Source organism: Hungatella sp. (assembly GCF_046966825.1).
In genome coordinates this window covers 57,549-83,770 of sequence record NZ_JBKVCZ010000012.1, presented here as the reverse complement: position 1 = coordinate 83,770, position 26,222 = coordinate 57,549, and the positions used below count along the sequence as shown (strand labels likewise).

Sequence of the window (26,222 nt, the reverse complement as noted above, 5' to 3'; positions counted from 1 at the left end):
CAACTAACTAGCTAATTTATTTCCCGTTTTACTTGTTGTTTGGTTCGTATACAATAATTGTATTCGTTCTGAATTTTCTCATTCAAAGCCATCAAACAATGGCTTGTTTTATTAGAATTTTCAGGGTTTTACATACTGTTCAATCTTCTGTTTTCAAAGTGCTTTGTGTTGTTATGTTCTCAACAGCAACTCGTTTATATTACCATATCGTCTCTGTTTTGTCAACAACTTTTTTAAATTTTCTTTTCAGCTCTTCAGCTGAGCCTGCACCGGACTGTGTCCGTGCTGGAGTTATAATATATCATGTTCGCCAAATAATGTCAAGGGAATTTGTTCCATTTTCTCAAACAATTTTTTGCAACACTAAATATGCTCTTATTTCTTGATTTTTCCTATATTTTGTGGTTATAACAAAAATCGCCGGACAGACATTTTTTCATTCTGACCAGCGATTTGTTTTAATTGAATATATGATATCAACAATTGCAGACCTACAGCATACCATGGATGACGCTCAAAACAATTGCATTCAGGAAATTATGTTCATATAGAAAGGACAGCCATTTACTGGCTTCCACCTGATGAATCAGTGTCATTCCCCATGAAGTACCGGAGCACGCAGTTAGGACCAGACAGAGAATCCAGAGAAAAATCAGACCCTGAACACCTCCGAGGAGCGCACCCGCAATTTTATTCATTCCAGAAAGGATCGGAAGGCGGGCAATCAAATCCAGCCAGCGCACCACCAGCTTAATCAGAAGATATACGATCGCAAACATCAGGACGAAGCCCACGGAATTTAAAATCATGTCCGCCAGATAGTTTCCTATATAATCAGCAAAGGCATTGACTCCCAAAAACTCATAGACTTCGTGATTATTATTTTCTATCAGCGCCGATTTGACATTCTGAGGCAGATTAAGGTTCTCGATAATCGTCCGCTGTACGGATGGCACATCTTCATCTTTCTCTTCCTCATCACCAGTTTCTTCCGGCAGGCCGATGCCTGCAGCCTGCTTCATGCTGTTAGACAGTGTCTGCTGTATCGATGTATTTTCTTTTAAATATTCTGTTACTTTCGGCATGGATACGTGCACAATTGCCAGAGCCGCCACTAATGCCACCATAGATACCGCAAGCCGGATAAATCCCCTGTAATGTCCGTATAAAACCATGGACAGCAGGTAGACCCCGGCCGCGATCGATAACCAATTTTCCATAAAATTCCTCGTTATAATTCTGCCTCCAGGACGAATCGGTATATGGCCGATGCCACTCCATCTTCGTCGTTTGTGTCCGTAATATAGTCAGCTGCCTTGCAGAGATCCGGTCGGCCATTTTTCATGGCTACGCCGATTCCGGCCTCTAAGATCATGGAGAAATCATTTTCCCCGTCTCCCATAGCCATCGTTTGCTCTCTCTTAAGCCCCAGATGCTCCGCCAGCCGGCGGATACCACCACCTTTTGTCGCTCCTGGCGCGTTGATTTCAAGATTCGTGGGCATGGAGGAGGTAATGAGAATTCCATCGATCTCTTCCAGCACCTTTCTTACCTTTGTTCGTTCTTCTATCTCAGGAAAAAACAAATTAATTTTCTCCACTGGCTTCCGGCAGGTTTCAAGAAACTCAATAATATTCGGATAAACATCTCTGGTCATCCGGACCACTTCCTGAAGCTCCGGCCTCAGACCGTATTCCGTTAAATGTTCGTAGAAACGCGGTTCGGTAATGCCGCGACGCTCAATGTATGGATCGTACATTACGTGATACTGATCAATAATTTTTAATATCTTCAGCGCCAGCTCCCATGGAATGGTACACTCCGACAGCGTTAAATCTTCTTTCATATCCTCTACCACGGCGCCATTCGTTGTAATGGCATACCGTACTCCCGGCAGTTCCCGGACGACTGAAGGAATCCCAGACACGGTTCTTCCGGTCGTCGGAACAATGTGAATGCCTCGTTCCAGGCATTCCGTCAGCGCCTGTCTGTTACGGGAAGACAGACGCTTCTGGCTGTCCAGAAGCGTTCCGTCCAAATCAAGTGCAATTAATCTGATATCCACAGTTCATGCTCCAATTAGTTATTTGATACCGCCGTCCACCAATTCGGTTCCTGTGCAGAATCAAAGGTTTACAGCAGAGTTACCGCCGTTTTGATTAGTAAATAAAATGCTCTTCTTTCAGGATCAGAAGGCCGTCTTTATCGTATTTGGATGAGAATATTCCCTTGACGCGCTTTCCGAAGGATGGCTTTTCTGCACGGTCTGCCGCTTCTTCAATCAGGCCTTCCGCATTCTCTCTTGTCAGCGCCACTCCATCCTCTTCCATGATCTCGATTCGCTCATACAGGGCCAGCATGCTCTTGCCGGTTATGCTGCAGTCAATTTCATTAGCATAACGGCAGGCGTACTGAGCGAACTCGTCAATATCCATCTCTTCCCCGTGACTTCCAGGACCATCATCATTGCGGTAAGACATGGCTTCCTCGCCGTCTTCGTCTTCTTCCACATAGTAATCGTCATTTTCATCATAGGTCTCTTCCGGTTCCATCTCCTCGTAAACCGGCTTTTTACGGTTGCGGAACAGACCTTTTTTCTTTTTCGGCGCCGCTTCCGCATCCGGGAAATCATCGTAAGCTTCCTCTTCATAAGAATCCGTCTCATATGACTGTGCATCTCTGATATCCTGATCGTAAGAATTCTCTTCATAAGGTTCATCGGCGTAAGCCTGCTGACGGCGCGGTTCAGGAATAACCTCCTGGACTGGTGGAGCCGGCTGGCGTCTGACCGGAGCATCATTTCGTTCCGGATAGAGAGGTCTCACCGCAGCTTTGGGAGCAGCAGCCCTCTTAGCAGGCTCTTCATTTCTTACCGCCGGACGCGGCTCCTGTGCCGGAGATATGGTTTGAGTATACTCCTCGCCAGGTTCATAGCCTTCTCCGCTTCCTATGCATTCAAACTTGCTGGCAAGACGCGGATGGTTTCTGTGAAGATTCTCCATCTGTTTGGGATTATCGATCAAAACGACGATCATGCCGCTGTTATCGTGATTCATCAGTTCATATAATTCTTCTAAGGCTTCCGGAGTCAAATCTCCCGCCTCTTCTATAACAAGATCTTTTCCGGCCAGTTTAGATGCGGATGCGAGCACACCTCTTTTGGAAAGCTTCTCTCCTGTAATCTTGGCGACCGGATTTTTTATGCCGGATTCATTATGAATCTGCTTTAATGCCTCTACAGCAATTTTAAGTCCTTTTTCAGGAGTCCTGGCTTCAATCATCAAATGATTTAATACAGGAGGTTCTTCCTCTTCCTCTTCAAGGTCTTCTATCTCAAGAACATCATCTTCTGTACGCCGTTTGTTCAAAACAGTGACATTTACGGTATGGTCTTCCTGTGTGCTGTATTCAGAATCCCCCTGAACGTAAGCGGAATTATCGCATTCTGATTCATCATAGGATGTCTCTGGTTCATCATAGGCAGTCTCTCCATAGACCGGATCATCACCAGTTGATTCACCATCTGCGGAATCGCTGTATGCAGTCTCACTGGAAACCGATTCACCGGAAACTGATTCACCAGTAACCTCGTCACTATAAGCAGCGTCGCCGTATGCAGTATCGCCATAGGCAGTCTTACCGTATGCAGTGTCACCATAAGCAGTCTTACCATATTCCGGATCGTCATAATCAGATGCACCGTAAGCTACGTCATCAGCCAAATCCCCGCCATAGGCCGGTTCTTCAGAAGTATTTTCTCCATAGGCTGCTTCCCCATAGGAGTTATCTCCATAAGCTGCGCCTTCATGGTTGTTTTCTCCATAGGCAGAATCTCCGTAGGTGTTTTCACCATAGGCGGTCTCTCCATAGGTACTCTGGCCATGGGAGGCATCTCCATATGCATGCTCCCCATAGCCTGGCTCTCGATATGCATTTTCTCCATAAGCTGCCTCTCCATACGCATTCTCTCCGTATACCGGCTCGCCATAGGAATTCTCCCCATATCCTGGCTTTCCATAGGTATCTCCGCCATAAGCCCGTCCGCCATAAGAAGTGTCGCCATAGGAGCCGTCCTCATAGGAGGCATCGCCATAAGAAGATTCCCCATAGGATTCTCCATATCCAGAATTTCCATAGGTGTAATCTTCCTCTATCACCGGCTCTGCAGGGACTTCATCAGCCATCTCCGGCATACGCATCATTCCGCGCGGTCTTGGCATCGCAGAGGCAAGGCGCTCTGCATTCCCAGCCATATGGACTACGGCATCCGCTGCACCGTATGCAGCACCAGCCATTCCGTCTGCTGCCCCGGCAAATGCACCTCCTGCATATGCAGTTCCTGCTGCCGCGGTCTCTCCGGCCGCTATGGAAGCGCCATCATATTCAGAGTTCCTCATAACCGGGCGGTTAATCCGTCTGATATCATCGAGTACCCGTGTGTTGTCATGTCTTCTGGGGCGCTGTTCAGCCGGCGGTTCCTCGTAGGACATGCGGGACATCTCCCGGGCCAGTCCTTCCTGAACCTCGGCCTCCTGCATCCTGGCCTGTAAATCTCCATAATAGGGTTCCTCCGGCATGTCCATCCCCGGATTACCATCATCATAGTACTCTTCATCCTGCTCCGGAACATTCATCTGGCCTCCGCCGAGTCCGTATTCCTGTTCCACAGCACGAAGCTTTGCCTCATATTTATCACGGTTTTCCACCAGATCCATCTGGTAGGTCGTAAGCGGTGCGTACTGGATTTTCAGTTCCATCGCCTTATCCACGTATTTTCCAAGACCAAACATCAGCATGATCTTATCGCAGGTCTCCACGCATCTGTCGGCCATACCTGCTATGCTGTAAAGCTCAGCCAGCTCATACAGCCATTTCTCATCAATTTCCTGACTTGTATAAGATTCAAGAGAATGGATTAACTGCTGGGCAGGCGCACCTTTTGCTTTCAAAATTAAATAGCGTAGAAGCTGCTGTCTCGGATCATCTCCGGCCAGATCGCTGAATTCCCTGTAATATGCCTCAGCCTCATCAATATTGCCCTCTTTTAATGCGAGTTCTGCCAGCTTATAGAGCAGACGTTTCCCAATGGGGGCACGTTCAAACGCCAGAAGAAGAATCTCTCTGGCCTCTTCATAGTCCTCATTTTTTTCGTAAACCATGGCTACCATAGACAGCAGGTTCGTGTTCCGCACACGCCTCCAGTCAATGGTATCGGCAATCTTCATGGCCGTCTCATAATCACTCTTGCCGACAAGCTTCTTTATCTGTTCAACTTTAATATTAAACTCGTACTTATCCATTCTTTTGCATCTCCTAACAAGGTTAATGAGTTACAGTTCGACCCGGCCTTCCAGGGCCCGTAACAATGTCACTTCATCTATGTATTCCAGATCTCCGCCGACGGGTACGCCACTGGCAATACGGGTTACCCGCACGCCTGTAGGCTTTATCAGCTTGCTTAAATACATCGCCGTAGTTTCCCCTTCGAGACTGGAATTGGTAGCGATGATAACTTCTTCCACATCACCCTGAAGCCGCTGCATCAGCTCCTTCAGTTTGATATCATTCGGGCCGATTCCCAGCATGGGAGAGATCGCTCCATGAAGCACATGGTAAACACCGTCATACTTCCCCGTTTTTTCGTAAGCCGCCAAATCCCTTGTATCCTCAACAACCATGATGACTTTATGGTTGCGTTTGTCACTTTTGCAGATCGGGCACAGCTCCTGGTCTGTTAGAGTGAAACACTCCTTGCAGTAATGGACATTATGCTTCGCCTCAGTAATAGATGAGGCGAGGCTCGTTACTGATTCCTCCGGCATATTGATAATGTGAAATGCCAGACGCTGTGCAGATTTGCTTCCTATTCCGGGAAGCTTGGAAAGCTCTTCTATTAATTTCGTTATCTGACTGCTGTAATAATCCATGATTAGAAAGGAAAGCCTCCGCCCATACCGCCGAGGCCGCCGGTCAGCTTGGACATGGCCGCACTGCTCTCTTCCTCCATCTGGCGGAACGCCTCGTTGGTCGCAGCCACAATCAGGTCTTCCAGCATCTCAATATCATCCGGATCCACCACTTCTTCAGTAAGCTTCACCGCAGTCACTTCCTTCTTTCCGGAAACGGTAACGGATACTGCTCCGCCGCCCGCTGTCGCCGTATACTCTTTTGTCTCCAGCTCCTTCGTCGTCTCTTCCATCTGACGCTGCATTTTCTGAGCCTGCTTCATTAAATTATTCATATTGCCAGGCATTCCGCCTGAAAAACCGCCACGCTTTGCCATGGTGTATGTCCTCCTGTTAATCTTCTATTATAATATCCATGTGAATGTTTTCTTTTAATTCTTCGTCACTGACGTAAATGGTATCGAGGCGTTCTCCGCCGCCCCGCAGTCTTGCCTTAAAATAAATTGATTTCTGATAATGTTCTTCCACATACCGTTCGATGTCTCCCAGAGTCGTCGGACGGCTGCCAATAATAAAATTGCTCTGGTCTGTGAACACAACGCAGAGACAGCTTTCTCCCGCCGGTTCTACCACCGTATCCCGGAAACTGGCCCGGATCGGACCTCCCAGGTCTTTTACAATCTTTCCCCACTCGTTACGGACCAGATTTAAGTCTTCCAACTGCCCCTTGGGGAGCGCAACGCGTTCCGCAGGTGTCACCGGTTCTGACGGGGCGCCGTTTCCGCCCGTTCTTCCATTGTCTCCGGCCGGTACGGAATCCATACCGATACCACCTGAAGGTATGGCGCCAGTTACAAAGACGCCTTCTTCCAGCTGTTTTTCAATGTTGCCGATTCGCTGAATGACGGAATCCAGATTTTCTTCCATCTCGGGGCGGGTCAGTTTAATGAGAGCCACCTCGATCAGCACCCGCTTCTGGGATGCGTAGCGAAGTTGGTTCGAGAGATCGGAGAACACCCTGATAAACCGCAAAAGCGTCTCTCCATCGACCAGGCCGGCTTCTTCCATCAGAAGATTCATATTCTCCGCTGACATATCCAGCATATTTTCCGCGTCATCCACAGACTTTACAATGAGAAGGTTTCTGAGATACCAGATAAAGTCTGTTACAAACTGCCCCAGCTCGCGTCCCTGGATTACCATCTCCTCCAGACTCTTAATACAGTCCTTCGTCCGGTTCTCCACGACAGCGCGAAATAACTGGCTGAATACCGTAATATCTACGGCGCCGAGGACATCCAGCACATTGTCATATGTCAGAATCTCTCCATAATGGAAGGCCACGCACTGATCCAGAAGGCTCAGCGCATCACGCATGGCCCCATCCGCCGCTTTGGCAATATAGGCCAGCGCCTTGTCCTCCACTGAAATATTCTCAGCTTCGGTCAGCTTCTGCAAATGAGACACAATGGTATCAACCGTAATCCGCTTAAAATCATACCGCTGACACCGTGACATGACCGTGACCGGTATTTTCTGCACTTCGGTGGTCGCCAGAATAAAGATGACATAAGATGGAGGTTCCTCCAGCGTCTTTAAGAGGGCGTTGAAGGCTCCTGTAGAAAGCATATGAACCTCATCAATAATATAAACCCGATATTTTCCTTCCGTAGGGGGATACTGGACCTCGTCCCTGATCTCACGGATATTCTCGACGCCGTTGTTGGAAGCGGCGTCGATCTCCACTACGTTTAAGGAGGAGCCAGCCGCGATATTCTTACACGTCTGGCACTCTCCGCAGGGACTGCCGTCCACCGGATTCTCACAGTTAACCGCTTTCGCAAATATCTTTGCAATACTGGTCTTACCGGTACCTCTGGTACCGCAGAACAGATACGCATGTCCGATACGGTCGGATACTATCTGGTTTTTCAAAGTCTGTACTACATGGTCCTGGCCTCTGACATCCGCAAAGGACGCAGGACGCCATTTCCGGTATAATGCCGTATACGACATGCTCTATGGCTCCTTACTCATCGCCGAAGCTGATGCCTATCATCTTGGCTTCCTTAATGATAGAACTCTCAGGATCGACCGTCTTTAATTTACCGGCAACTTCTTCCAGCGGCACCTTCACGATCTCATCGTTGATCACTGCCACCATATTGCCGTATTCCTTATTCTTAATCAGATACGCGGCCTCCGCGCCCAGACGTGTCGAAAGAACCCTGTCGTATGGACATGGTTCGCCGCCTCTCTGCATATGGCCGGGAACAGTCACACGGACTTCCTGTCCCGTGCGTTCTGTAATCTGAGCGCCGATCTCATAAGCGACCGACGGATAGATCACTCCGTTTTTCTTCTTTTCTTTCAATTCTTTCTTGGTAAGAGCGGCGTCCTCCTTGGAAATGGCACCTTCCGCCACTGCCAGGATAGAGAAACGTTTTCCTCTCTTCGTCCTGCTCTTTAAGGCTTCCACGACAATATCCAGATCATAAGGGATCTCGGGAAGTAAAATAATGTCCGCTCCCCCTGCAATTCCTGCATACAGGGTAAGCCAGCCTACTTTATGGCCCATGACCTCCACAATAAATACACGGCCGTGAGATGCCGCCGTGGTGTGGATGCAGTCAATGGCGTTGGTCGCCACATTGATGGCGCTCTGAAAACCAAAGGTCACATCGGTTCCGTATAAGTCGTTATCAATTGTCTTCGGCAGATGAATGATATTCAGCCCTTCCTCGCGAAGAAGATTTGCCGTCTTCTGACTGCCGTTTCCTCCCAGAACAACGAGACATTCCAGTTTCAGCTTTTTATAGGTGTGCTTCATCGCTTCTACCTTGTCGAGTCCGTTCTCATCCGGTGTACGCATCAGTTTGAACGGCTGTCGAGAGGTGCCAAGGATTGTCCCGCCTTCCGTCAGAATCCCTGAAAACTCTGACTGCTGCATAACACGGTAATCAGCATAAATCAGGCCCTTGTATCCGTCTTCAAAACCAATTATCTCCACATCGTCATACATTCTGTACAGCGCCTTTGCCACACCGCGCATTGTCGCGTTTAAGCTCTGGCAGTCGCCGCCGCTTGTAAGCATTCCAACTCTCATCATCAAAGCACACCCCTTCTTAGATTCATGTTTAGGAAAATAGATACTATATACCCATTTTGTACATAATTATAATACAAAGGGAAGGGTGGGGCAAGGGAAAACTTTGTTCTATCGGGAAATGTAAGAAAATTACCAGTTAAATGGTAATGATTGTACATATAGAAAGACACCGGATTTTGCTTCCCCGGTGTCTTATTGTCTTCTATTCGCTGTATTTTATTTATATTTTTAATCCGTGCGTCTCACTTTGTATCGTTACCACAGGCGTTACCCTGACAGTTAACTCAGTCCAGGCTGCCTCACGGCACACAGGAGGTTCCACTTAGTGCTGCTGCATTCCTGCCCTGACACGGTTCATGAATTCCTGTTGCGTAAGACCCAAACGTCATCGCCACTTATCAGGGGCAGCCCTGCAATAGACGATCCGAGGTGAGACATCACCCCTGCTAGAGCGGATTGCAGGTACAGGGCACCGCTATCTCCCCGGCTGCACGGAAACTTTATGACATGTGTTGGTCTGTATGCGAACTTTCCATATATATACATATATTAACGCACACGTATACATCTTTTCATGTATAGCCAATTTAGTATACATGGAATCCGGCTATTTGTCAAGGAGTCGTCTCTTCCTGTTTTTGTTTTTTTATGGCTGCTTTCTTTTCCCTGAGAGCCTTAAAAAAATCCTTCATAAGCCGCGAACACTCTTCCTCCAAAACGCCGCTCTCCATCTCAACCTGATGGTTAAAACCGTCCTCATGAAGCAAATCGAGCACAGATCCGGCACACCCGGCCTTCGGGTTCATGCAGCCGATTACGACTTTGGGTATTCTGGCCTGGACGATTGCCCCGGCGCACATGGGACATGGTTCCAGGGTCACATACATGGTACAGCCTTCCAGCCTCCAGTCCCCCATCTTCTTACATGCTTTTTTTATGGCAATGATCTCCGCGTGAGACAGAACATTCTTATCAATCGTTCTCCTGTTATATCCCCTCGCAATAATCTTGTCCTCATAGACGATGACGCATCCGATGGGTACTTCCCCGATAGCCCCCGCTTTCCGGGCCTGTCCTATAGCAGCACGCATATATTTTTCATCAGCATTCATGCCGGTCCCTCTTTTCACTCATTTCAAAAATATGGTATACAATGAACACTTGCCAGGTTCTTTCAAACACACCGGGAGGTCTTTCACGAACTTAGTGTTTATGATATACTTACTTTTAAGTGCACTGATAACCAATGCATTTTAGTATATCACGAAAAATACACCATGAAAATAAGGAAGCGAAAATTATGAAAATTTGCGGTCTGCAAAAAACAACTCTCCTGGATTTCCCCGGCCATGTCGCTGCCACCATATTTTTAGGCGGCTGCAACTTCCGCTGCCCTTTCTGCCACAACAGCGGACTCCTGGGAAATGATGCCGAAGAAGCCATGAGTGAGGCTTCTCTCTTCACCTTCCTGAAGCGGCGCACATCTGTCTTAGAGGGGGTCTGCATCACGGGCGGAGAGCCAACACTCTCCGACGATCTGGAAGATTTTATCCGCAGGATCAGGCAGATGGGTTACTTAATCAAACTGGATACCAACGGCTATAAGCCCGCCGTCTTAAAGGATCTCGCCGGGAAAGGGCTTCTCGATTATATCGCAATGGATATCAAGGCCGGCCGGGAAAATTACCCGCGCGTGGCAGGCATTCCCGGCATTCAGATGGAAAAAATAGAGGAAAGTGCGGCATTTCTGATAAATGGCTCCATCCCGTATGAGTTCCGCACCACCGTCGTGAAGGAACTTCATGACAGCCAGGATTTTCTGGATATCGGACGGTGGCTTGAGGGTTGCCGGCACTACTACCTCCAAAACTATGTGGACTCCGGTGAAGTCCTTTGTTCCGGCTTCAGTTCGTGTACCAAGGAAGAGCTTCTGGCTTTTGCAGAAATTCTCCATCCATATATGGCTGGCGTTTCTCTGCGCGGAATCGATTATTGACAGATGGCTGACGGTATCAGCTTCCAATCTTTACATCGGTATACCAGTATCCGAAACGTCCGTCTTCTATTGGCTGATTCTTTGACAGAACAAAATTGGGGAAACCAAACATCGATGCCATATACCGCTCATTACTGTAATAATGCCCCGGGACCCCCAGCAGATAGCGTGGAGTCCCCTCCGGGTTAAACAATTTTGCCAAAATTAAATAGCGGTAATTATAATATCCATGAAGCAGGAAACTGTTATTTCCGTATACCCATATCTCTCTGGGCAGAAGGCCGATATCCTGTGGCTTAATAGTCAGGATTTCACAGCCCTTTTCATAATCAAAATCCAGGATTTTTGTGTGATCCCGTCTCAAATTCTCCCATACCCGTTCGCTGGAATCTTCATCCTCTTCCTCAGTCTTTAACAACCGTTCCAGTTCCATTGGATTGCCCGGAACAGGCTGAGGTTTCTGAGCCTTTTGGGGCTCCGGTGCCTTGGGTTCTTCATCCACCGTATGTGCCAGCGCGGCTCCCGATACTTCATCCGTTCTGTGGGATTCTGCATTTTCCGGTATTATTTCCGGCACTGGTTTTGATGTTGTTAACGGCGATGGTTTTGATGATGAGAACGCTGCTGATTTTGATGCATATCTATCCGGATTTTCACCTCTTACTGCGGCCGGTTCTTCGGGCTCTCCGGATTCCTGTATAGGTTCCGCCATACGAGATTTCGCTGCGTAATTTTCTAAGGCGCTCATTTTGAGAGAATCATGTGTTTCTCCCGCCGGGCGTATGTCAGAACTGTACCACATACTTTCTACCGGACGATTAAGCGGATATCCGCGCATTCCTTTTGGCGCGGCGGTTTCTGAAGAGCTTTGAACAGCGTCTTTTGAGGTCATTTCCGAAATGTCATCAATTCCGTCTGTCGAATACGTTTCTGATATTTCCTGCATGGATTCCTCTGTATGGGAACTGGAAATATTCTGCGTACCGGTCATTGTGCCGGAGATAACAGAATTTTGTGTATTCTCCATGGCATATGTGCCTGGAATGCCATATATATCGCTTGCTGAATGGGCGCCGGACGTTTCATATGTGTCCTGGCTGCCATACATGTCTGGGGCTTGCTGCGCATATTCCGATGCGTGCTGTGATGCATATCCCGATATACGTTCCGGCTCATTTTCCGGACCATTTTCCGGTACTGCCATCTCTGCTTCCCGAAGTTCTGGCGCATATACTCCTGATTTTATTGACTCCGGCGCGCTCAGCTCTGGTTCATTCATCCTCATTTCTTCGGCTAAACGCTCTGAATTTTCCATTTTTTCAAGCTGCTGGTACGATCCGCTTTCCGGTCTGGAGACAAAGGAACCTGATGTATCGGCCCGGTAGCAGATCGTCTCTCCCTGGATATCTTCCAGAAAATCACTCCGGGTTTCAGTCTCTTCCACATTATACAGCATCTCTTCCGGGTCAGCACCACACTGCCCTTCAGCCATAAACGGAGCCTGATTTTTTTCTTCTATATAATAAGATTCCTCCGTATCCGACTCCATTATTCCTGTGTGAAGTGTGGTAACCGTCTCGATATCCGGCATCAGTTCAGCGGCATATTCTACAGCCGGGATACTGGAAAAACCGGTGTAGCTGCGCGCAGAATTACCCTGTTTTCGATATGATCCCTCATCCGCGTGTGCCATTTTCATGGGTTCCTGCTGCTGCCGATACGGTTCCTGAATTGGAGTATCCTTATCTGCAGCCGGTTCCTCCGTGCTGTGAAGATCACTCACCGGCTCTTCCACCGGCACCATTTCCGGCTTCGCCGGCTCATTCATGGATTCTATGTAAGAAGCTTTTGCTCTGGACCATTCCATCCTGGCTTCCTGCTGCCTGATCCATGCTTCCGCCGTCTGCTCCGTCGTATCTGCAGACTGTTCCACCTGTTTTCTGATGCTCTCCGCAAATGCTTTCGACTGCTCTCTGGCGCTCTCTGTAAATGCCTTTAACTGCTCCCGGGACATTTTATCCTGCTTCTCAATTTCCTTTGTTTCCTGGACAGCTTCTACAGGGAACTCTTCCTCAATTTCCTTCATTGCCTTTTTAATCTGCGCTTCCTGAGCCGTTTCTTCTCTTTCCTTTTTCTCGGGAAGTGTGTTGGAAAGTTCTACTTCAGCGGCGTGGGCCACCGCGTCCTCCCAGATCGTCGTGTAAGAGCGCCACGTATTTTCCACATCATGGACCGTCAGACCGTAACACTGATCCATGGGAATTCCGGAGTGTTCCACGTCGCTTACCGAAACGACCGTACGGAATTCCCCGGAACCTCCGCGGATAAAAATATTTCCCAGCAAGATTTCCTTTTCACCGGCCAGCAGATAGACGCCGATATCATTGCCGCCCACATAAACCTTCTTAACATTCACCGTAATCTTACACTGGCTGCCCCGCGTTTCTATTTTCGCGAACCCAATGTTTTTTCCTTTGATTCCGCCTTCATAGGCATAGATATATGAGATTAGTCTCCGATAATTGGACATGATATCACCCCTTTTATAAATATTTTATGCAATTAGCCATTGAAACTATGCCATAAAAATGTTATCCTAATGCTATAAATGAAATAAAATTTTTTTTCAAGAACATGGAGGGCTATAAAAATGAGACTTTACCGCGCAAAGGATTACAATGACATGAGCCGCAAAGCGGCACACATTATTTCCGCTCAGGTTACCATGAAACCAGACTGCGTACTGGGACTCGCTACCGGATCCACACCGATCGGGACCTACAAGCAGTTGATCGAATGGTACAACAACGGTGATCTGGATTTTGCTGAAGTAAAGACTGCCAATCTGGACGAATACAAGGGACTGACAAGAGATAACGATCAGAGCTACTACTATTTCATGCACGAGAATCTGTTCAAACATGTCAACATCAAGGAAGAGAACACCAACATCCCTGATGGCACAGAGCCTGACGCTGCAAAAGAGTGTGCGCGTTACGAAAAGGTAGTCCATGAGTTAGGCGGTGTAGACCTCCAGCTTTTAGGCCTCGGCCATAATGGCCATATCGGCTTTAACGAGCCGGCCGATGAATATCCGAAGGAAACTCATATCGTAGACTTACAGGAAAGCACCATCGAAGCAAACAAGCGCTTCTTCGCTTCCATTGACGATGTTCCGCGCCAGGCTTATACCATGGGTATCGGAACCATCATGAGCGCGAAAAAAATACTGCTGGTAGTAAGCGGCGAGGACAAGGCTGCCATCTTACGTGAAGTCATCTGCGGACCAGTGACTCCTCGCGTTCCAGCTTCCATCTTACAGCTGCATCCGGACGTAACGATCGTAGCTGATGATGCTGCCCTTGCAAAACTCGATGACTGTTGCAAATAAAAACTGCGGTACTGTTTGAACGGTACATAAATGAAAAGCCCCTTCCGGTTTCATACCGGAGGGGCTTTTCGTTTAATCCCATCATTACGTTTAATTCCATTACGTGCGGCATTTAGTGACATATAGTCCATGGAATTTCGTCGTTTTTTGAGTCACAGAATACCTGCCAGAGTCTTATCGGTCATCGTTCTGACACCTCGGCGAATTATTATAACAAACCTAAGGTTGAAAGAACCGTTTAGAATTATGAAAATCATGTAAGGACATCATATTACAGTGCCCCGTACTTATCATATACCTCTCTTAAGGTTCTTCCTTCTAAAAGCTCTTTTCGCGATACGTTCTCCATAGCGGCCTTCTGTTTTGCCAAATCCAGAACATCTTCCTCAACCTCTTTTGGAATCACCACAACTCCATCAAAATCTGCAAAAATCAAATCACCTGGATTCACCAGAACATCACCACAGCGCACCGGAACATCATAATCCACCACCAGCCCCCGTCCTTTACTGTCCAGCGGACGGATTCCCGCATAAAATACGGGAAATCCCATTTTTTTGATGCGGATACAGTCGCGGATCTGGCTGTCACAGACACAGCCAACCGCCTTCCTCATCATAGCCGCTGTCGACATCAATTCCCCCCAGGGTGCGTTTGTCCCTCCGCTGTCTGTAGAGTGAACCGCTACATCATTCTCTCCCAAGCTGTCCATAGCTTCAATCTCTCTTCCATATGGATTATCCTGGACCACATAATCAGTCTCAAGCCACCGGAAAGTCCTGGCCCGCCCTACAAACACACAGCAAGTCTCGTCTAGCGGCCGCAGCCGCTGATGCATAGCCTGATGCCGGTATCCCAATTGATCCAGAATATCACACACTACCGGCACATATAAGTTATCCTTTATCCATTTATACTTTTCATGATCTGTCATTTCTGCATCTCCCTTTTTCTGTCACCTTAAGAATTCACGCTTTCGTACATTAGTGATCTTACCATTCCAGCATCTCCAATGGTTTTAAAATCCGACACTTTTCTTCCATTTCACTCTGAGCGCAGAAATATCGGAATACGTTCGGATTTTCTCCGTTCAGCTCCATGACATCATAATGGTGGGGCACAACATACTGTGGATTAACTGCCTGGGTAAGCAGAACGGCCTGTTCCGCTGTCAGATTCCCAAACTTTCCATTAATGCAGGGCAAAAGAACATCTGCATGAGGACACGCTCTCAGCAGCAAATCGCAGAATGAAGTGTCTGAGGTATGATAGACGCTTTTCCCATTTTCAAATCGAATTCGGTATCCAGTCGTATCGAGAACGCCTTCATCAGTACCCAGTGCAAAAACGCCTTGTATATTGACCCCGCTTACAGCTAATCCATCCCCCTGATCCACGATTCGGATCTGCTGCGGGTTAATTCCTAAAATCTCCAGTTTTTTAGCGGCATGACGCGGCGCCACGAATATAGTCTCCTCTTTATGGGAATAGGCCCGGATTGTAGACGGATCCAAATGATCCAGGTGGTCGTGAGTCACAATATAGATATCCGCTTTTAAATCATAAGGCGATACCGGTGCCGGATAAATCCTGGTAAATAATGGGGAATTCTCCCCGACGCAGTCACTTAAATATGGGTCAATGACCACGGATACTCCTCCGCTTTTTAAATAGAACCCGGATTGACCAAGAAACCATAAGGCGGATTTTTCGACGGACTCATATTCCTGCCAAACCATTATTCTCCCCCCTTTACCATTCATAAACCCGGTATTTTTCTATAGCCTTTTCATTCACTGTGATTCCGAGCCCCGGCCCCTGTGGGACATCCATCATACCATTTTCATCCATCTGTACCGGATTATCAATAATTTCACGAAGCATGGGACTGGAACTCACATTATATTCCAAAAACAGACTCCTTGGGAGCACCGCATTGACATGGAGACTCGCCGCAGTCAGCAAGTCCGTAAGCCATGCGTGAGGACAAACATCAATTCCCGCTGCTTCTGCCTCCCATATAATCTTTCTGATCTGGGTAAAACCTCCACATCGTGAAATGTCGGGCTGCGCAACATCTATCTTCCCTTCCTGAATGAGTCTTCTGAATCCCCAGCCAGTTGCTTCCTGCTCCCCTGCGGCCAGTCTCGTCTTCACCCCTGCCTCTTTCACCTTTCGATAGCCTTCATAGTTCTCCGGATGCAGAAAGTCCTCCAGCCAGTAAATGCGATACGGCTCCAGTCTCCGCAGCAGCTCCACCGCATCATAAGCACTGCGGCTGGTCTTCCAGCCTGCATCCACCAACAGCTCCACACGATCTCCCACGGCTTCTCTTGCCGCCTTCACAAGCTCTATATCACGGATGACATTCTGACCAAAAACTCCCCAGCCAAATTTAATTGCGGTAAAGCCCTTTGACATATAGTAATCGCAGGCTCTCTTTATATCAGCCGGCGTCGGCCGGAATAAAGTGGACGCATACGCTCTCACCTGCTTTCTGTAACCGCCTCCCAACAGCTGATATACCGGTCTTCCCACTGCCTTTCCTATGATATCATAACAGGCAATATCGACCCCTGACATTACCTGGATGGCTACGCCGCGCCGGCCATAGTAGGCGGTCCCCAGGTAAAGCTTATTCCATATCTTCTCCACCTCGAAGGGATCTTCTCCTATAAGCATTTCCCGGATTCCTTCCATCATATCGGACCCCGTCCTCGGCGCGCCGATCAGGGAACTGGCCACATGAGGAGCCGTCTCCACATCAGACCAGCCGGTTATTCCCTCATCCGTACTGATCTTTATCAGAAAACAGTATGCGACACCAGTTGCTTCCTCGCTTCCTGCCGGATTCAAGTATTTATCCGGAGATTCCAGTATGATGCCTTCCACATCTGTAATCTTCACAAGCTACCTCCTCACGTAAATGTCAACGTCACCTTAAGCGCTTCATCTTTTCCCTTTTCCGCCAGTTCGAAAGCCTTTTCCCAATTATCAAATGGAATTCGATGCGTAATCATGTCCTTTAGTCCCAGCTCCTGCTTATCCAGCAGTTCCAGCGCCCTGTCCAGATAATTCTCATCGTTGCAGGAGCCGCATAAATTCAGCTCCTTAACATGAACACGGAACAGATCAATTGCCGGCATTGGCGTAACTGCGGAAAATACGGATAATGTTCCTCTCGCCTTCAAACAGGTAATAGCCGTGTTTACAGCCTGCCCGGTTCCCACACAGAGTACCGCGCTATCGACACCTTCGCCATTTGTCAACTGATATACTTTTTCTGATACGTCTGCCGTTTCACGTTCATGAATCGTATCTCCATTTCCAGCCATAGCCAAGCGGAATGAATGACGCCCTGTAAGAATGACTCTGCCCGGATTGTATGCCCTCAACAGTCTCGTCATAATAATTCCGAAAGGTCCGTCACCAATAATCAGTACAGTCCCGTCCTTTTTTACATTTGCCCGTTCCAATGCTTCGATACATACGCTGACCGGCTCCATCAGGCTTGCCACATCATAGTCCATAGTATTGGGAATCTTCCTTGCGCGGTCGGCTCTGATACAAAAATATTCTGCAAAAACTCCCTCCCGGTTGATTCCCAGATGCTTCATATTGCCACACAGATGCGGCAGCCCTCTTAAGCAGTTTGAACAGGTGCCGCAAGGCATAACCGGATGAGCCGCTATGCGGTCACCTATATTAAATCCAGTTACGTTCTTTCCGACTGCCGCCACCACCCCGGCGCCCTCGTGTCCCATAATCATTGGAAAATGAATTCCAAAGGAGTTGTGTTTGATATCGTTTAAATCAGATGTACAGATCGTCGCCGCCTCTGTTTTAACCAATAATTCGTCCGGGTCAGGCTGGCGAACCGAACATTCTTTTTGTGCCAGCCGCCCTTGTGCTTCCAGAACAAGTGCTTTCATCCCATTCCCCCCCTTATTTGATTCCCAAAATCTCCAGGGAATCCCTGTTTATAATTGATTCAATCAATTGTTCTGATACCGGAGGCAGCCCGGTTCCCTTAACGATAGCATTCACACCTCGAAATCCCCGGATCGAATCCCCTGTCGTCGTTGCGGGGAAATCAGAACCGAAAAAGACCTTATTTCCGGCACCATATTCTTCTACCAGCCGCATTGCGTTATAAAACTGCCACGGCCTGTAATACAACGCTGAAACATCCGCAAATAAATTTGGTTGATGCCGAATGGCGGCAATGCATTCTCCCACCCATGGATGGCCGAGATGCGCCATCACTATCTTAAGATCTGGAAAGTCGCATGCCACCTCGTCCATCAAAACAGGATTTCCATAAGAAAGTGGTACTCCAGAGGAAAATGTCGTTGCCATGTGGGTCATAATGGGAAGATGATGCTTTTCACAATATTCATAGATCTTGTAATACTCCGGAGCATGCGGGTGCAGCCCCTGATAAACCGGACCGATCTTAACCCCTCTGCAGTGATACTTCTCATAGTCCTCTTCCAGCATTCGCATGAAATCAGCCTCTGTCGGATCAATCGATGTAAAAAACAGATACTTTTCAGAATTCTTCGAAACAAATTCCGCTGCTACCCGATTATCCACGCGCCAGCCCGTCTTTTTCCCCCTCAATCCAAATACCACAACACGGTCTGCCTCCTCGGTTCCCTTTAAATACTCTTCTTCTGAGTAATTCCAGGACTCCCGCGGAATGCTACACCTATCCAAGTCGCTGAAAAATGGCTCCGTAAAGTCATCCGGGTACCGCACATAGTGCGTATGTAAATCTACAATCATCTGTTTTCCGCCTTTCCATTTAAAAATAATTTATGGAAGTACCTGAAAGCCTTTCACAAAGCCTCTTGTCCTCATCGGTACAAATGCCTCCGCATGGCTGCAGCCGCACTGACGCCCTCGAAAACCAGAGATTTTTCCAGCCCATTCCTCGATTCCATAGCCATTTCCAAATGCCGCTTTAAATGCCTCATCCTGACTCTGATGAAGCTTTGCAAGTCGCATTTTCTCTGCCATCACGTCATCAATATCCACCCAGTGACTCGGCTCAAACTCAAAGCCATCCGCCGGTTCCACTAAGAATACAGCCGGAAATCCTTCCACAGGCGGCGCAGCCGTCTTAATCATAGGAAATGCCATCTGCATGGCGCACTGCCGCACAAGCCGGTTCACTCTCATATGATCCAAATTGTAATCGACCGGATAATGTGTAAAAATCACGTCCGCCTTTGTCCTCCGAAGAGCATCGATTAAAGCCAGCCTGACCTCTTTTCCGTCAAATAAGAATTCATCCTCAAAGCCCAGGCACTGGTAACTCCCCCCTGCCTCATTTGCCAGTGCCTCCATTTCCATTTTACGGCACTCCGAGGCCTCCTTACTGCTCATCTCCGGGTACTGCACCATCCCCATTTCGCCTCCGGTAAGACAGATAAAGTGCAGGCTGTCCCCTCTGGCCTTCATTTTCAGCATAGTTCCCAGACACATCAGCTCATCATCCTGATGCGCCATAACAGAAACAACATTCATCACATTCTCCTCTTTTCTATCCTTTCACACTTCCCGCCATGACCCCCTTGATAAAGGATTTCTGCATCATCAAAAATAGCAGAATCATCGGAAGACAGGTCAGAAGCGCCCCTGCAAATACAAGATCAAAATTACCAATTCTTGACTGGGCGAATACATAAAGCCTTTGCTGCAGCGTCTGCCTTACCGGATTATTAATCACAATCAGAGGAACCTGAAGATCATTCCACACATAGACCCCTCGCAGAACGAGCACGATTCCCGTAACAGTCTTGAGCAGCGGCATATACACATATGCATAAACCTGAAAATAGCTGCATCCGTCAATTCGTGCTGATTCCATCAGTTCTTTGGGCAGAGACCTCATGAACCCGGTATATAAAAATACAATAAACGGCATAAACATGGCTGAATATATCAGCGCCAGTCCAAAAAAATTATCAGAAAGATGAAGTGTCCTCAAAAGTGTTACAAGCGGTACCATAGCCGCCTGAAACGGCAGTGCTATCAGAGCGACAAACAGCACATAAAGCCGGTTAAAGAACTTATGGTCCGCAATATAGATCCCGTAGGCCGTCATAGACCCTAATAGGATAAAAATCAGACACGATATCACAAGTACTGAGAAGCTGTTAAAAAAAGCGACCGGATAATTCATTTTAGAAAAAGCCGAGATGATATTATCCAGTGTAAAAATATCCAGATTGATGGTGAATGGCTGCAGTGAAATATAGGAACGCTCCTTAAATGCATTATTCACTACATACCAGAACGGTAAAAGGTAAAAGACCATAATGACAATCATAATTCCATTGGTAACTGCCGCCTTCAATCGCCGTTTTCCCCTGACGCTTAAGTTCATCTGTCAACCTCCTTTCGCTCAGTCAGATGACTTTCTGTTCAGAACAAACAATTCTGCTACCGCAAATACCACCGTGATTAAAGTCAGCATAACAGCCATCGCCATCGCCTTCCCCTGTGACATTGCCTTAAACGCATACTGGTATGACATCAGCGCCATGGTCTGTGATGCATATCCTGGCCCTCCCTGCGTCAGAACGTACGGCAGATCAAACAAGGTCAGAATTGCAATCGTAGACACGATGATATTGATGGTCACAGACTGCACAATCAGAGGCAGAGTGATTCTCCAAAGCTTCTGCCACCAGTTGATTCCATCCACAGCCGCCGCTTCGTAAAGTTCCTCGGGGACCGTAGAAAGGCCCCCAAGATAGATTAAAACATAGAATCCTACGGCAAACCACACAATTGCCGCGCTCAGCGCCGGCATTACCGTCTGCTTCTGCCCCAACCAGTCCTGAATCAGGTTTTCCATCCCCATCTTTTCCAGAAGGTACACAAGCGGCCCCGTAGCCGGATTATAAATCGTTCTCCATATAAATCCCACGACTACCATGGAGACAATATTGGGAAGAAACAGGACCACTTTATAGAAATTAGCCGCCCTTCCGATATCATAAATAATTACAGCAAAAAGGATGGCCATAATATTTAAAACCGGTACATACAAGATAATTAAATAGAATGTATTGGAAAAGAGTGTCTTAAACTCCGAAGAAGCAATTACATTCCGGTAATTCTCCAGTCCGATCAAGTGGTACTCCTCTGACACTCCATTCCAGTCAGTAAAACTGTACTTAAACGAAAGAATAATCGGATATACCAAAAATACAGTAACTAACAGGACTGCCGGCAGAACAAACAGCGCCGCATTGATATATTTACTGTCCCGTCCGCTCCATTGTTTCTGTTTTCCGTTGTCTTTTTTTTTCAAAGCCGGCATCCTCCTCTCGCTAAAATCTGTGTTTTATTTCGCTGTATACAAATCCTGTAAAATCTTGGCGGCATCCTCCGGTGATATCTCATCTGTCGCCACCTGTTGAAAGGTCTGCGGAAGACGTGCATAAACGGATGGCGGCAAAATTTCAAACCAGTACGCCCCTGTTACTTCAATCTCCATCAGCCTGTCCACATATTCCTTTACTTCGTCCGTCATCTTCACCTTGTCCTGATCATATTCAATCAGAGACGGAATACTGCCTCTTGACTGCTGATACGTATAAAAACCCTCTTCATTTGCAATATAATTGACGAATTTAATAGCAGCCTCTTTATTCGGCCCATCAGCGACTGCAAATCCTGTTTCCGTTCCAAGAACAACTGCCTGTTTCTGGCCTTCCATGTTCCACGGTGGCACCATCATCCCCACATCAAATGGGCTTTCCATGAAAGAACCTGCCATCCAGATCCCCTGAAAACACATAGCTGCTTTTTCCTGTTTAAAGGAATCGAGGAGAGTGGAAACCATCGCACTGACCGAACCGGTTAGCAAATATCCATTATCATTCAAAATCTTAACCCGTTCAAAAATCCTGGCCTGCTCAGGTGTATCAAACTGGAAGGTACCGGCTGCAATCTCTTTTATGTAGTCAGGATTTTGAGATGCCACTTCCACCGCATTTCCTGTGCTCCAGGCTGTATTGGATATAGCGCCATCTCCCATGGCAACCGCAAGCGGCGCGTATCCTTTATCCTTTAAGGTCTGGCAGACTTGAAGAAATTCATTCCAGTTCTCTGGTTCTTTCGTGATTCCGGCATCCTCAAAAATATTCTTGTTGTAATAGATCAGTGTCGAAGACAGGCCCCCTGCCACTCCAAACAATTTTCCGCTTTCCGAGGTAAAAACCGGTTTTAGACTTTCAACCATATTTTTTGCCGCATCAATCTCTGCCAGATCAATGATCAGGCCGTTTTCTGCTAAATCTGCGCCAAACGAGCCTGCATTGATTGACATCACATCGGGAAGCGTGCCGGCCGCTGCCTTAGGCTGCAAATACTCCTCTACCTCACCGGGCATTGGCGTATATTCAACCTTAATTCCGTATTTCTGAGTAAAATCACTGGCAATCTGTTCCGCCGCATCTAACCAGTCATTCGACATCAAAGCAACAGTAATGGTCGTATCAGACTCCGGCGCCTCTTTTTTGCTCTCTGCTGCCGCCGTTGTTTTTTCGCTGCCTCCCTGGTCACTACCTCCTTTCGTCTGCTGGCACCCAGTCATCATAACCATGGACAGAACTGCCGCCAACATCATCACAAGCTTAAACTTTTTCATAAAATCCTCCTTTTCCTGTGCAGTTTCCAATGTTTCTGCAAAAATTGTGATCTCGTTCCGTATACCTATATTTTATCTGGATTTATTTTCGTTTAACAGGTATGAAATTTATAAAAAGGTTTAAATTCTTTTACAGTTTTATTCGATTCTCCTCTTTATATTTACTCACAAAATATTTAATGGTACAATATAGTAAGTCATATATGGCGAGGAGACATATTTTATGAAAAAATGGTACCTAAATCTCAGTATTAAGTACAAACTACTGATTATGTTTTATTTTTTCCTGGCATTATTATCCATGTCTTTTTACTACTATAATAACAGGATTGCCGCCGCTAACCTTATGGAAAATGTTGGCAATGCCAATCTCTATCTCCTGGAACAGATTAACTCCAATGTTCTGTTTCTGCGGCGTGAAATTGAAGACATGACGACGCAGCTTATGGTTCAGCCACAGGTACAGGCTTACATTCAGCCCTATGATTCTGCCACCAGCGAGACACAGAAAATGTATATCGACTCCAGTCTGAAAAACGCAGTCAATCTTATTACCTCCAAGGATTATGTCTCTTCGCTCTCCGTCTGCGGCTTTCAAAATAACTCTGTTCCATTTATTCGAACAATTGACAGTCGTTTTTCCCTTCCCGACTATGAAGAACTGTCCCATACAGAATTTTTTCAGGCTGCAAAAGCTGCAAAAGGAAAGCCTGTATGGCTGGAAAACTCAGATGAAACATACCTCTTTGCAGCTAATAATAAATACAACCGTATTTTTATGATCCGTATGATAAGGGAGTACAATACCTATGAAAATATGGGATTGATCGTGGTCGGCATCAGCGAACCCGCACTGCGCCGGGAGTACACCCGGGGAATTAATATGAATGAAGGCGGTATTGCCATCTTCAGCAAAGCAGGAAGCCTTATATCAGGAACTGGTAACGCCAACCTGTCACAACTGCCTCAAGATAAACTTCTTCAGTATCAGACAGAGAAAAACGGTGTGGAAATCTACGAATCATCAAAAAACACGCTTCTTTTAAGCCATATAACGGATGAAAAAACAGGCTGGACCTATCTTTATGGAGTACCAACCGCATTGCTTACAAAAAGCATTGACAATTCCGCCAATTACCTCATTCCATTCTGTTTTACAGCACTTTTGCTTTCTCTTCCTCTGGTACTGTTTGCATCTCTCCTGATCATACGACCCATCCGAAAACTGCTGGCCGCCATGCATTCGTTTGAAAACGGTAATTTTGACTCTTCTATATCCTTTCATTACAGAGATGAAATCGGACAGCTTGGCAATGGTTACAACGAGATGGTAAAAAGCCTGGCCGAGTTGATCGATAGAGTCTATGTTCTCCAGATCAGAGAACAGGAAGCAGAATTAAATGCCCTTCAGAGCCAGATTAATCCTCACTTTCTCTACAATACTCTGGATTCTATCTACTGGAAAACACTTGCAAAGGGGGAGACTGAAATTGCTGAAATGGTGTGGACTCTATCCAATCTGTTCCGAACCAGCTTAAATAAAGGAAACCGTTACGTAACGGTGGACCACGAATTTCAGTTTCTTGAACAGTATTTAAGGCTGCAGCAACTAAGATATGGGAGTAAGATTACGTATCAAATTGATTTGGCAGAAAACGCAAAGACTCTTTTTATTCCAAAGCTCATCCTTCAGCCAATCGTTGAAAATGCGATTTACCATGGCCTGGAACCCAAAGGTGAACAGGGATCCGTAACGGTATCGTGTTTCTTACAGGCTGACAAACTGCACTTTCGAATGAGTGACAATGGAGTGGGGATGGAGACCCAGGTCCTCACCGCTCTCCGCGATGGTACAAACCAGTCTACCACCACCGGAGGTTATGCTCTGCATAATGTAAGAGAGCGTCTGCGCATTATCTATCAGAACAATTTTACCATGACCATAACCAGCAATAAGGGCCTGGGAACCACTGTCACTCTGATTCTGCCAGCATTACAGGAGGGAGAATATGCTTAAACTGTTAATAGCAGACGACGAAACCGATACCAGCAATGCAATCCGGCGTACGATTCCCTGGATAGATTACGACATCCTTCTCTGTTCAGAAGCCACTAACGGAAAAGAGGCCATAGAGATTATCGAAGCCGAACATCCGGATATAGCCCTGCTGGATGTCCGCATGCCGCTTTTAGACGGATTGGGGGTTGTAAAATATATTCATGATAAACAGTTAAACGTTCGAACGATCATCCTGAGCGGGTACGATGAATTTTCTTATGCCCAGACAGCCCTTAAGTATGGCGTCTCCGATTATCTGCTGAAGCCATGTCGTATGGAGGATATTATAAGCAGCATTAATAACTGTAAAAAAATGCTTCTCCAGGATCTGGAGCATCAGAACCTTCTGCGAGGAATCGGTCAACCCTTTTTTGACGATCTCGTTGATCTGGCCCAGGATTCTCCAGCGTTTACAGATGCGCAATATATGCAATTTGAAACGCAAAAGAAGAGACTCTTAGAATTTATAGGAGCAGGAGACTCCCGGAAATCCCAGGAGCTGTTGCAGAATATATTCCAATCAATTGAAGCGTATCCCCGAACAAAAAACATTATTATCAATCATTTTCTCTCATTGATGCTGGATGTTATGAAGCTTTGTAAGGACTGTTCACTGTCAATTCCCTCTGAATTATACGCACTGATCGATTACAAACAGATGGCTTGTTTTACAACACTAAAGGATCTGGAAAAAATCACCGATGCCGTAATATCTCAAATTGTGGACAGCATTCGCATAAAATCCGAAAAAAGCGTTTCTGTCCGCGCCGCCGTTGACTATATTCACCAGCATTATAGTGAAACCATTGATTTAAATGTTCTCGCTGGCCATATTCACATAACTCCAGCCTATTTAAGTTTGATCTTCAAGGTTCAGACCGGTGTTAATTTCCTGGATTATTTGACGCAGTACCGAGTCGAACAGGCCTGTCGTCTTTTGAAAGAAACAGGTCTTAAAAATTATGAGATTGCATACGAAACGGGCTTCCGTGATGAAAAATATTTTTCAACTGTATTTAAAAAAGCAACTGGTATGACCCCATCTAGATATCGCAAAATATATTCTTGACTCCTCCTCTCTTCCATGGTATGC

Annotated in this window: 22 protein-coding genes and 1 other RNA gene; 4 read left to right on the top strand and 19 right to left on the bottom strand. The window is 46.8% G+C overall.

Annotated features, from left to right (window positions below; all coding sequences use genetic code 11):
* Window positions 1–491 precede the first annotated feature (491 nt).
* The 9 genes from ACLTD4_RS06155 to tadA form a co-directional block, all read right to left on the bottom strand.
* A complete protein-coding gene (locus ACLTD4_RS06155) occupies window positions 492–1,220 on the bottom strand; it encodes a CvpA family protein (protein ID WP_117622682.1) in 729 nt (242 codons plus the stop codon).
* Between the two features lie 11 nt (window positions 1,221–1,231).
* On the bottom strand, window positions 1,232–2,065 hold the full coding sequence (locus tag ACLTD4_RS06150) for a Cof-type HAD-IIB family hydrolase (RefSeq protein WP_055659954.1): 834 nt from the start codon (window positions 2,063–2,065) through the stop codon (window positions 1,232–1,234).
* Between the two features lie 94 nt (window positions 2,066–2,159).
* A complete protein-coding gene (locus ACLTD4_RS06145; RefSeq protein WP_117622683.1) occupies window positions 2,160–5,300 on the bottom strand; it encodes a hypothetical protein in 3,141 nt (1,046 codons plus the stop codon).
* A 30-nt stretch (window positions 5,301–5,330) separates the two neighbouring features.
* Window positions 5,331–5,927: a recombination mediator RecR gene (gene recR / locus ACLTD4_RS06140; protein ID WP_002605640.1), complete on the bottom strand. Its 597-nt coding sequence runs from the start codon at window positions 5,925–5,927 to the stop codon at window positions 5,331–5,333.
* Window positions 5,928–5,929: 2 nt separating this feature from the next.
* Window positions 5,930–6,283: a YbaB/EbfC family nucleoid-associated protein gene (locus tag ACLTD4_RS06135; RefSeq protein ID WP_002605641.1), complete on the bottom strand. Its 354-nt coding sequence runs from the start codon at window positions 6,281–6,283 to the stop codon at window positions 5,930–5,932.
* 16 nt (window positions 6,284–6,299) lie between these two features.
* Window positions 6,300–7,922: a DNA polymerase III subunit gamma/tau gene (dnaX, locus tag ACLTD4_RS06130; RefSeq protein WP_117622684.1), complete on the bottom strand. Its 1,623-nt coding sequence runs from the start codon at window positions 7,920–7,922 to the stop codon at window positions 6,300–6,302.
* 13 nt (window positions 7,923–7,935) lie between these two features.
* Window positions 7,936–9,015 (bottom strand): 6-phosphofructokinase, encoded by a 1,080-nt coding sequence (locus tag ACLTD4_RS06125; protein ID WP_055659948.1) that lies wholly within the window; start codon window positions 9,013–9,015, stop codon window positions 7,936–7,938.
* A 233-nt stretch (window positions 9,016–9,248) separates the two neighbouring features.
* An RNA gene (gene ffs / locus ACLTD4_RS06120) (signal recognition particle sRNA large type) lies at window positions 9,249–9,510 on the bottom strand.
* 119 nt (window positions 9,511–9,629) lie between these two features.
* Window positions 9,630–10,127 (bottom strand): tRNA adenosine(34) deaminase TadA, encoded by a 498-nt coding sequence (gene tadA, locus ACLTD4_RS06115; protein ID WP_055659946.1) that lies wholly within the window; start codon window positions 10,125–10,127, stop codon window positions 9,630–9,632.
* A 188-nt stretch (window positions 10,128–10,315) separates the two neighbouring features.
* Between tadA and ACLTD4_RS06110 the strand changes: the two genes are divergently transcribed.
* Window positions 10,316–11,011, top strand: coding sequence for an anaerobic ribonucleoside-triphosphate reductase activating protein (locus ACLTD4_RS06110; RefSeq protein ID WP_055659944.1), 696 nt, complete (start codon window positions 10,316–10,318; stop codon window positions 11,009–11,011).
* Between the two features lie 16 nt (window positions 11,012–11,027).
* Here ACLTD4_RS06110 and ACLTD4_RS06105 read toward each other — a convergent pair whose 3' ends face one another.
* Complete coding sequence (locus ACLTD4_RS06105; protein ID WP_117622685.1) at window positions 11,028–13,541, bottom strand: DUF6128 domain-containing protein; 2,514 nt, start codon at window positions 13,539–13,541, stop codon at window positions 11,028–11,030.
* A gap of 120 nt (window positions 13,542–13,661) precedes the next feature.
* Here ACLTD4_RS06105 and nagB point away from each other — a divergent pair, with 120 nt between their 5' ends.
* Entirely contained in the window at window positions 13,662–14,402 is a 741-nt protein-coding gene (gene nagB / locus ACLTD4_RS06100; protein ID WP_055659941.1) for a glucosamine-6-phosphate deaminase, read from the top strand.
* 271 nt (window positions 14,403–14,673) lie between these two features.
* On the opposite strand, the gene ACLTD4_RS06095 is transcribed toward nagB, so the two are convergent.
* From ACLTD4_RS06095 to ACLTD4_RS06055, 9 genes are read right to left on the bottom strand one after another with little or no spacing between them, the layout of a single operon-like run.
* On the bottom strand, window positions 14,674–15,336 hold the full coding sequence (locus ACLTD4_RS06095; RefSeq protein ID WP_055659939.1) for an RraA family protein: 663 nt from the start codon (window positions 15,334–15,336) through the stop codon (window positions 14,674–14,676).
* 58 nt (window positions 15,337–15,394) lie between these two features.
* Window positions 15,395–16,141 (bottom strand): MBL fold metallo-hydrolase, encoded by a 747-nt coding sequence (locus ACLTD4_RS06090; RefSeq protein WP_181988618.1) that lies wholly within the window; start codon window positions 16,139–16,141, stop codon window positions 15,395–15,397.
* Window positions 16,142–16,154: 13 nt separating this feature from the next.
* The gene (locus tag ACLTD4_RS06085) at window positions 16,155–17,309 is read right to left on the bottom strand and encodes a mandelate racemase/muconate lactonizing enzyme family protein (protein ID WP_055659935.1); all 1,155 of its coding nucleotides are present in this window, start codon (window positions 17,307–17,309) and stop codon (window positions 16,155–16,157) included.
* An 11-nt stretch (window positions 17,310–17,320) separates the two neighbouring features.
* On the bottom strand, window positions 17,321–18,334 hold the full coding sequence (locus tag ACLTD4_RS06080; RefSeq protein WP_117622687.1) for a zinc-dependent alcohol dehydrogenase: 1,014 nt from the start codon (window positions 18,332–18,334) through the stop codon (window positions 17,321–17,323).
* Window positions 18,335–18,347: 13 nt separating this feature from the next.
* Window positions 18,348–19,190 carry an amidohydrolase family protein gene (locus tag ACLTD4_RS06075; RefSeq protein WP_055659932.1) on the bottom strand — a complete coding sequence of 281 codons (843 nt, stop codon included), beginning with the start codon at window positions 19,188–19,190 and terminating at the stop codon, window positions 18,348–18,350.
* Window positions 19,191–19,220: 30 nt separating this feature from the next.
* Complete coding sequence (locus ACLTD4_RS06070; protein WP_055659931.1) at window positions 19,221–19,934, bottom strand: PIG-L deacetylase family protein; 714 nt, start codon at window positions 19,932–19,934, stop codon at window positions 19,221–19,223.
* Window positions 19,935–19,950: 16 nt separating this feature from the next.
* A complete protein-coding gene (locus ACLTD4_RS06065; RefSeq protein ID WP_055659929.1) occupies window positions 19,951–20,796 on the bottom strand; it encodes a carbohydrate ABC transporter permease in 846 nt (281 codons plus the stop codon).
* An 18-nt stretch (window positions 20,797–20,814) separates the two neighbouring features.
* Complete coding sequence (locus ACLTD4_RS06060) at window positions 20,815–21,729, bottom strand: carbohydrate ABC transporter permease (protein ID WP_055659928.1); 915 nt, start codon at window positions 21,727–21,729, stop codon at window positions 20,815–20,817.
* A gap of 33 nt (window positions 21,730–21,762) precedes the next feature.
* Window positions 21,763–23,070 (bottom strand): ABC transporter substrate-binding protein, encoded by a 1,308-nt coding sequence (locus tag ACLTD4_RS06055; protein WP_055659925.1) that lies wholly within the window; start codon window positions 23,068–23,070, stop codon window positions 21,763–21,765.
* A 223-nt stretch (window positions 23,071–23,293) separates the two neighbouring features.
* Here ACLTD4_RS06055 and ACLTD4_RS06050 point away from each other — a divergent pair, with 223 nt between their 5' ends.
* Window positions 23,294–25,087, top strand: coding sequence for a sensor histidine kinase (locus tag ACLTD4_RS06050; RefSeq protein WP_055659923.1), 1,794 nt, complete (start codon window positions 23,294–23,296; stop codon window positions 25,085–25,087).
* The gene (locus ACLTD4_RS06045) at window positions 25,080–26,198 is read left to right on the top strand and encodes a response regulator transcription factor (RefSeq protein ID WP_117622688.1); all 1,119 of its coding nucleotides are present in this window, start codon (window positions 25,080–25,082) and stop codon (window positions 26,196–26,198) included. The genes ACLTD4_RS06050 and ACLTD4_RS06045 overlap by 8 nt, the downstream gene beginning before the upstream one ends.
* Window positions 26,199–26,222: the final 24 nt, after the last annotated feature.

Coding starts and splice junctions, on each gene's coding strand:
- ACLTD4_RS06155 (WP_117622682.1), bottom strand. CDS start 1,220: ATGGAAAATTGGTTATCGATCGCGGCCGGGGTCTACCTGCTGTCCATG.
- ACLTD4_RS06145 (WP_117622683.1), bottom strand. CDS start 5,300: ATGGATAAGTACGAGTTTAATATTAAAGTTGAACAGATAAAGAAGCTT.
- recR (WP_002605640.1), bottom strand. CDS start 5,927: ATGGATTATTACAGCAGTCAGATAACGAAATTAATAGAAGAGCTTTCC.
- ACLTD4_RS06135 (WP_002605641.1), bottom strand. CDS start 6,283: ATGGCAAAGCGTGGCGGTTTTTCAGGCGGAATGCCTGGCAATATGAAT.
- dnaX (WP_117622684.1), bottom strand. CDS start 7,922: ATGTCGTATACGGCATTATACCGGAAATGGCGTCCTGCGTCCTTTGCG.
- ACLTD4_RS06125 (WP_055659948.1), bottom strand. CDS start 9,015: ATGATGAGAGTTGGAATGCTTACAAGCGGCGGCGACTGCCAGAGCTTA.
- tadA (WP_055659946.1), bottom strand. CDS start 10,127: ATGAATGCTGATGAAAAATATATGCGTGCTGCTATAGGACAGGCCCGG.
- ACLTD4_RS06110 (WP_055659944.1), top strand. CDS start 10,316: ATGAAAATTTGCGGTCTGCAAAAAACAACTCTCCTGGATTTCCCCGGC.
- ACLTD4_RS06105 (WP_117622685.1), bottom strand. CDS start 13,541: ATGTCCAATTATCGGAGACTAATCTCATATATCTATGCCTATGAAGGC.
- nagB (WP_055659941.1), top strand. CDS start 13,662: ATGAGACTTTACCGCGCAAAGGATTACAATGACATGAGCCGCAAAGCG.
- ACLTD4_RS06095 (WP_055659939.1), bottom strand. CDS start 15,336: ATGACAGATCATGAAAAGTATAAATGGATAAAGGATAACTTATATGTG.
- ACLTD4_RS06090 (WP_181988618.1), bottom strand. CDS start 16,141: ATGGTTTGGCAGGAATATGAGTCCGTCGAAAAATCCGCCTTATGGTTT.
- ACLTD4_RS06080 (WP_117622687.1), bottom strand. CDS start 18,334: ATGAAAGCACTTGTTCTGGAAGCACAAGGGCGGCTGGCACAAAAAGAA.
- ACLTD4_RS06075 (WP_055659932.1), bottom strand. CDS start 19,190: ATGATTGTAGATTTACATACGCACTATGTGCGGTACCCGGATGACTTT.
- ACLTD4_RS06070 (WP_055659931.1), bottom strand. CDS start 19,934: ATGAATGTTGTTTCTGTTATGGCGCATCAGGATGATGAGCTGATGTGT.
- ACLTD4_RS06065 (WP_055659929.1), bottom strand. CDS start 20,796: ATGAACTTAAGCGTCAGGGGAAAACGGCGATTGAAGGCGGCAGTTACC.
- ACLTD4_RS06055 (WP_055659925.1), bottom strand. CDS start 23,070: ATGAAAAAGTTTAAGCTTGTGATGATGTTGGCGGCAGTTCTGTCCATG.
- ACLTD4_RS06050 (WP_055659923.1), top strand. CDS start 23,294: ATGAAAAAATGGTACCTAAATCTCAGTATTAAGTACAAACTACTGATT.
- ACLTD4_RS06045 (WP_117622688.1), top strand. CDS start 25,080: ATGCTTAAACTGTTAATAGCAGACGACGAAACCGATACCAGCAATGCA.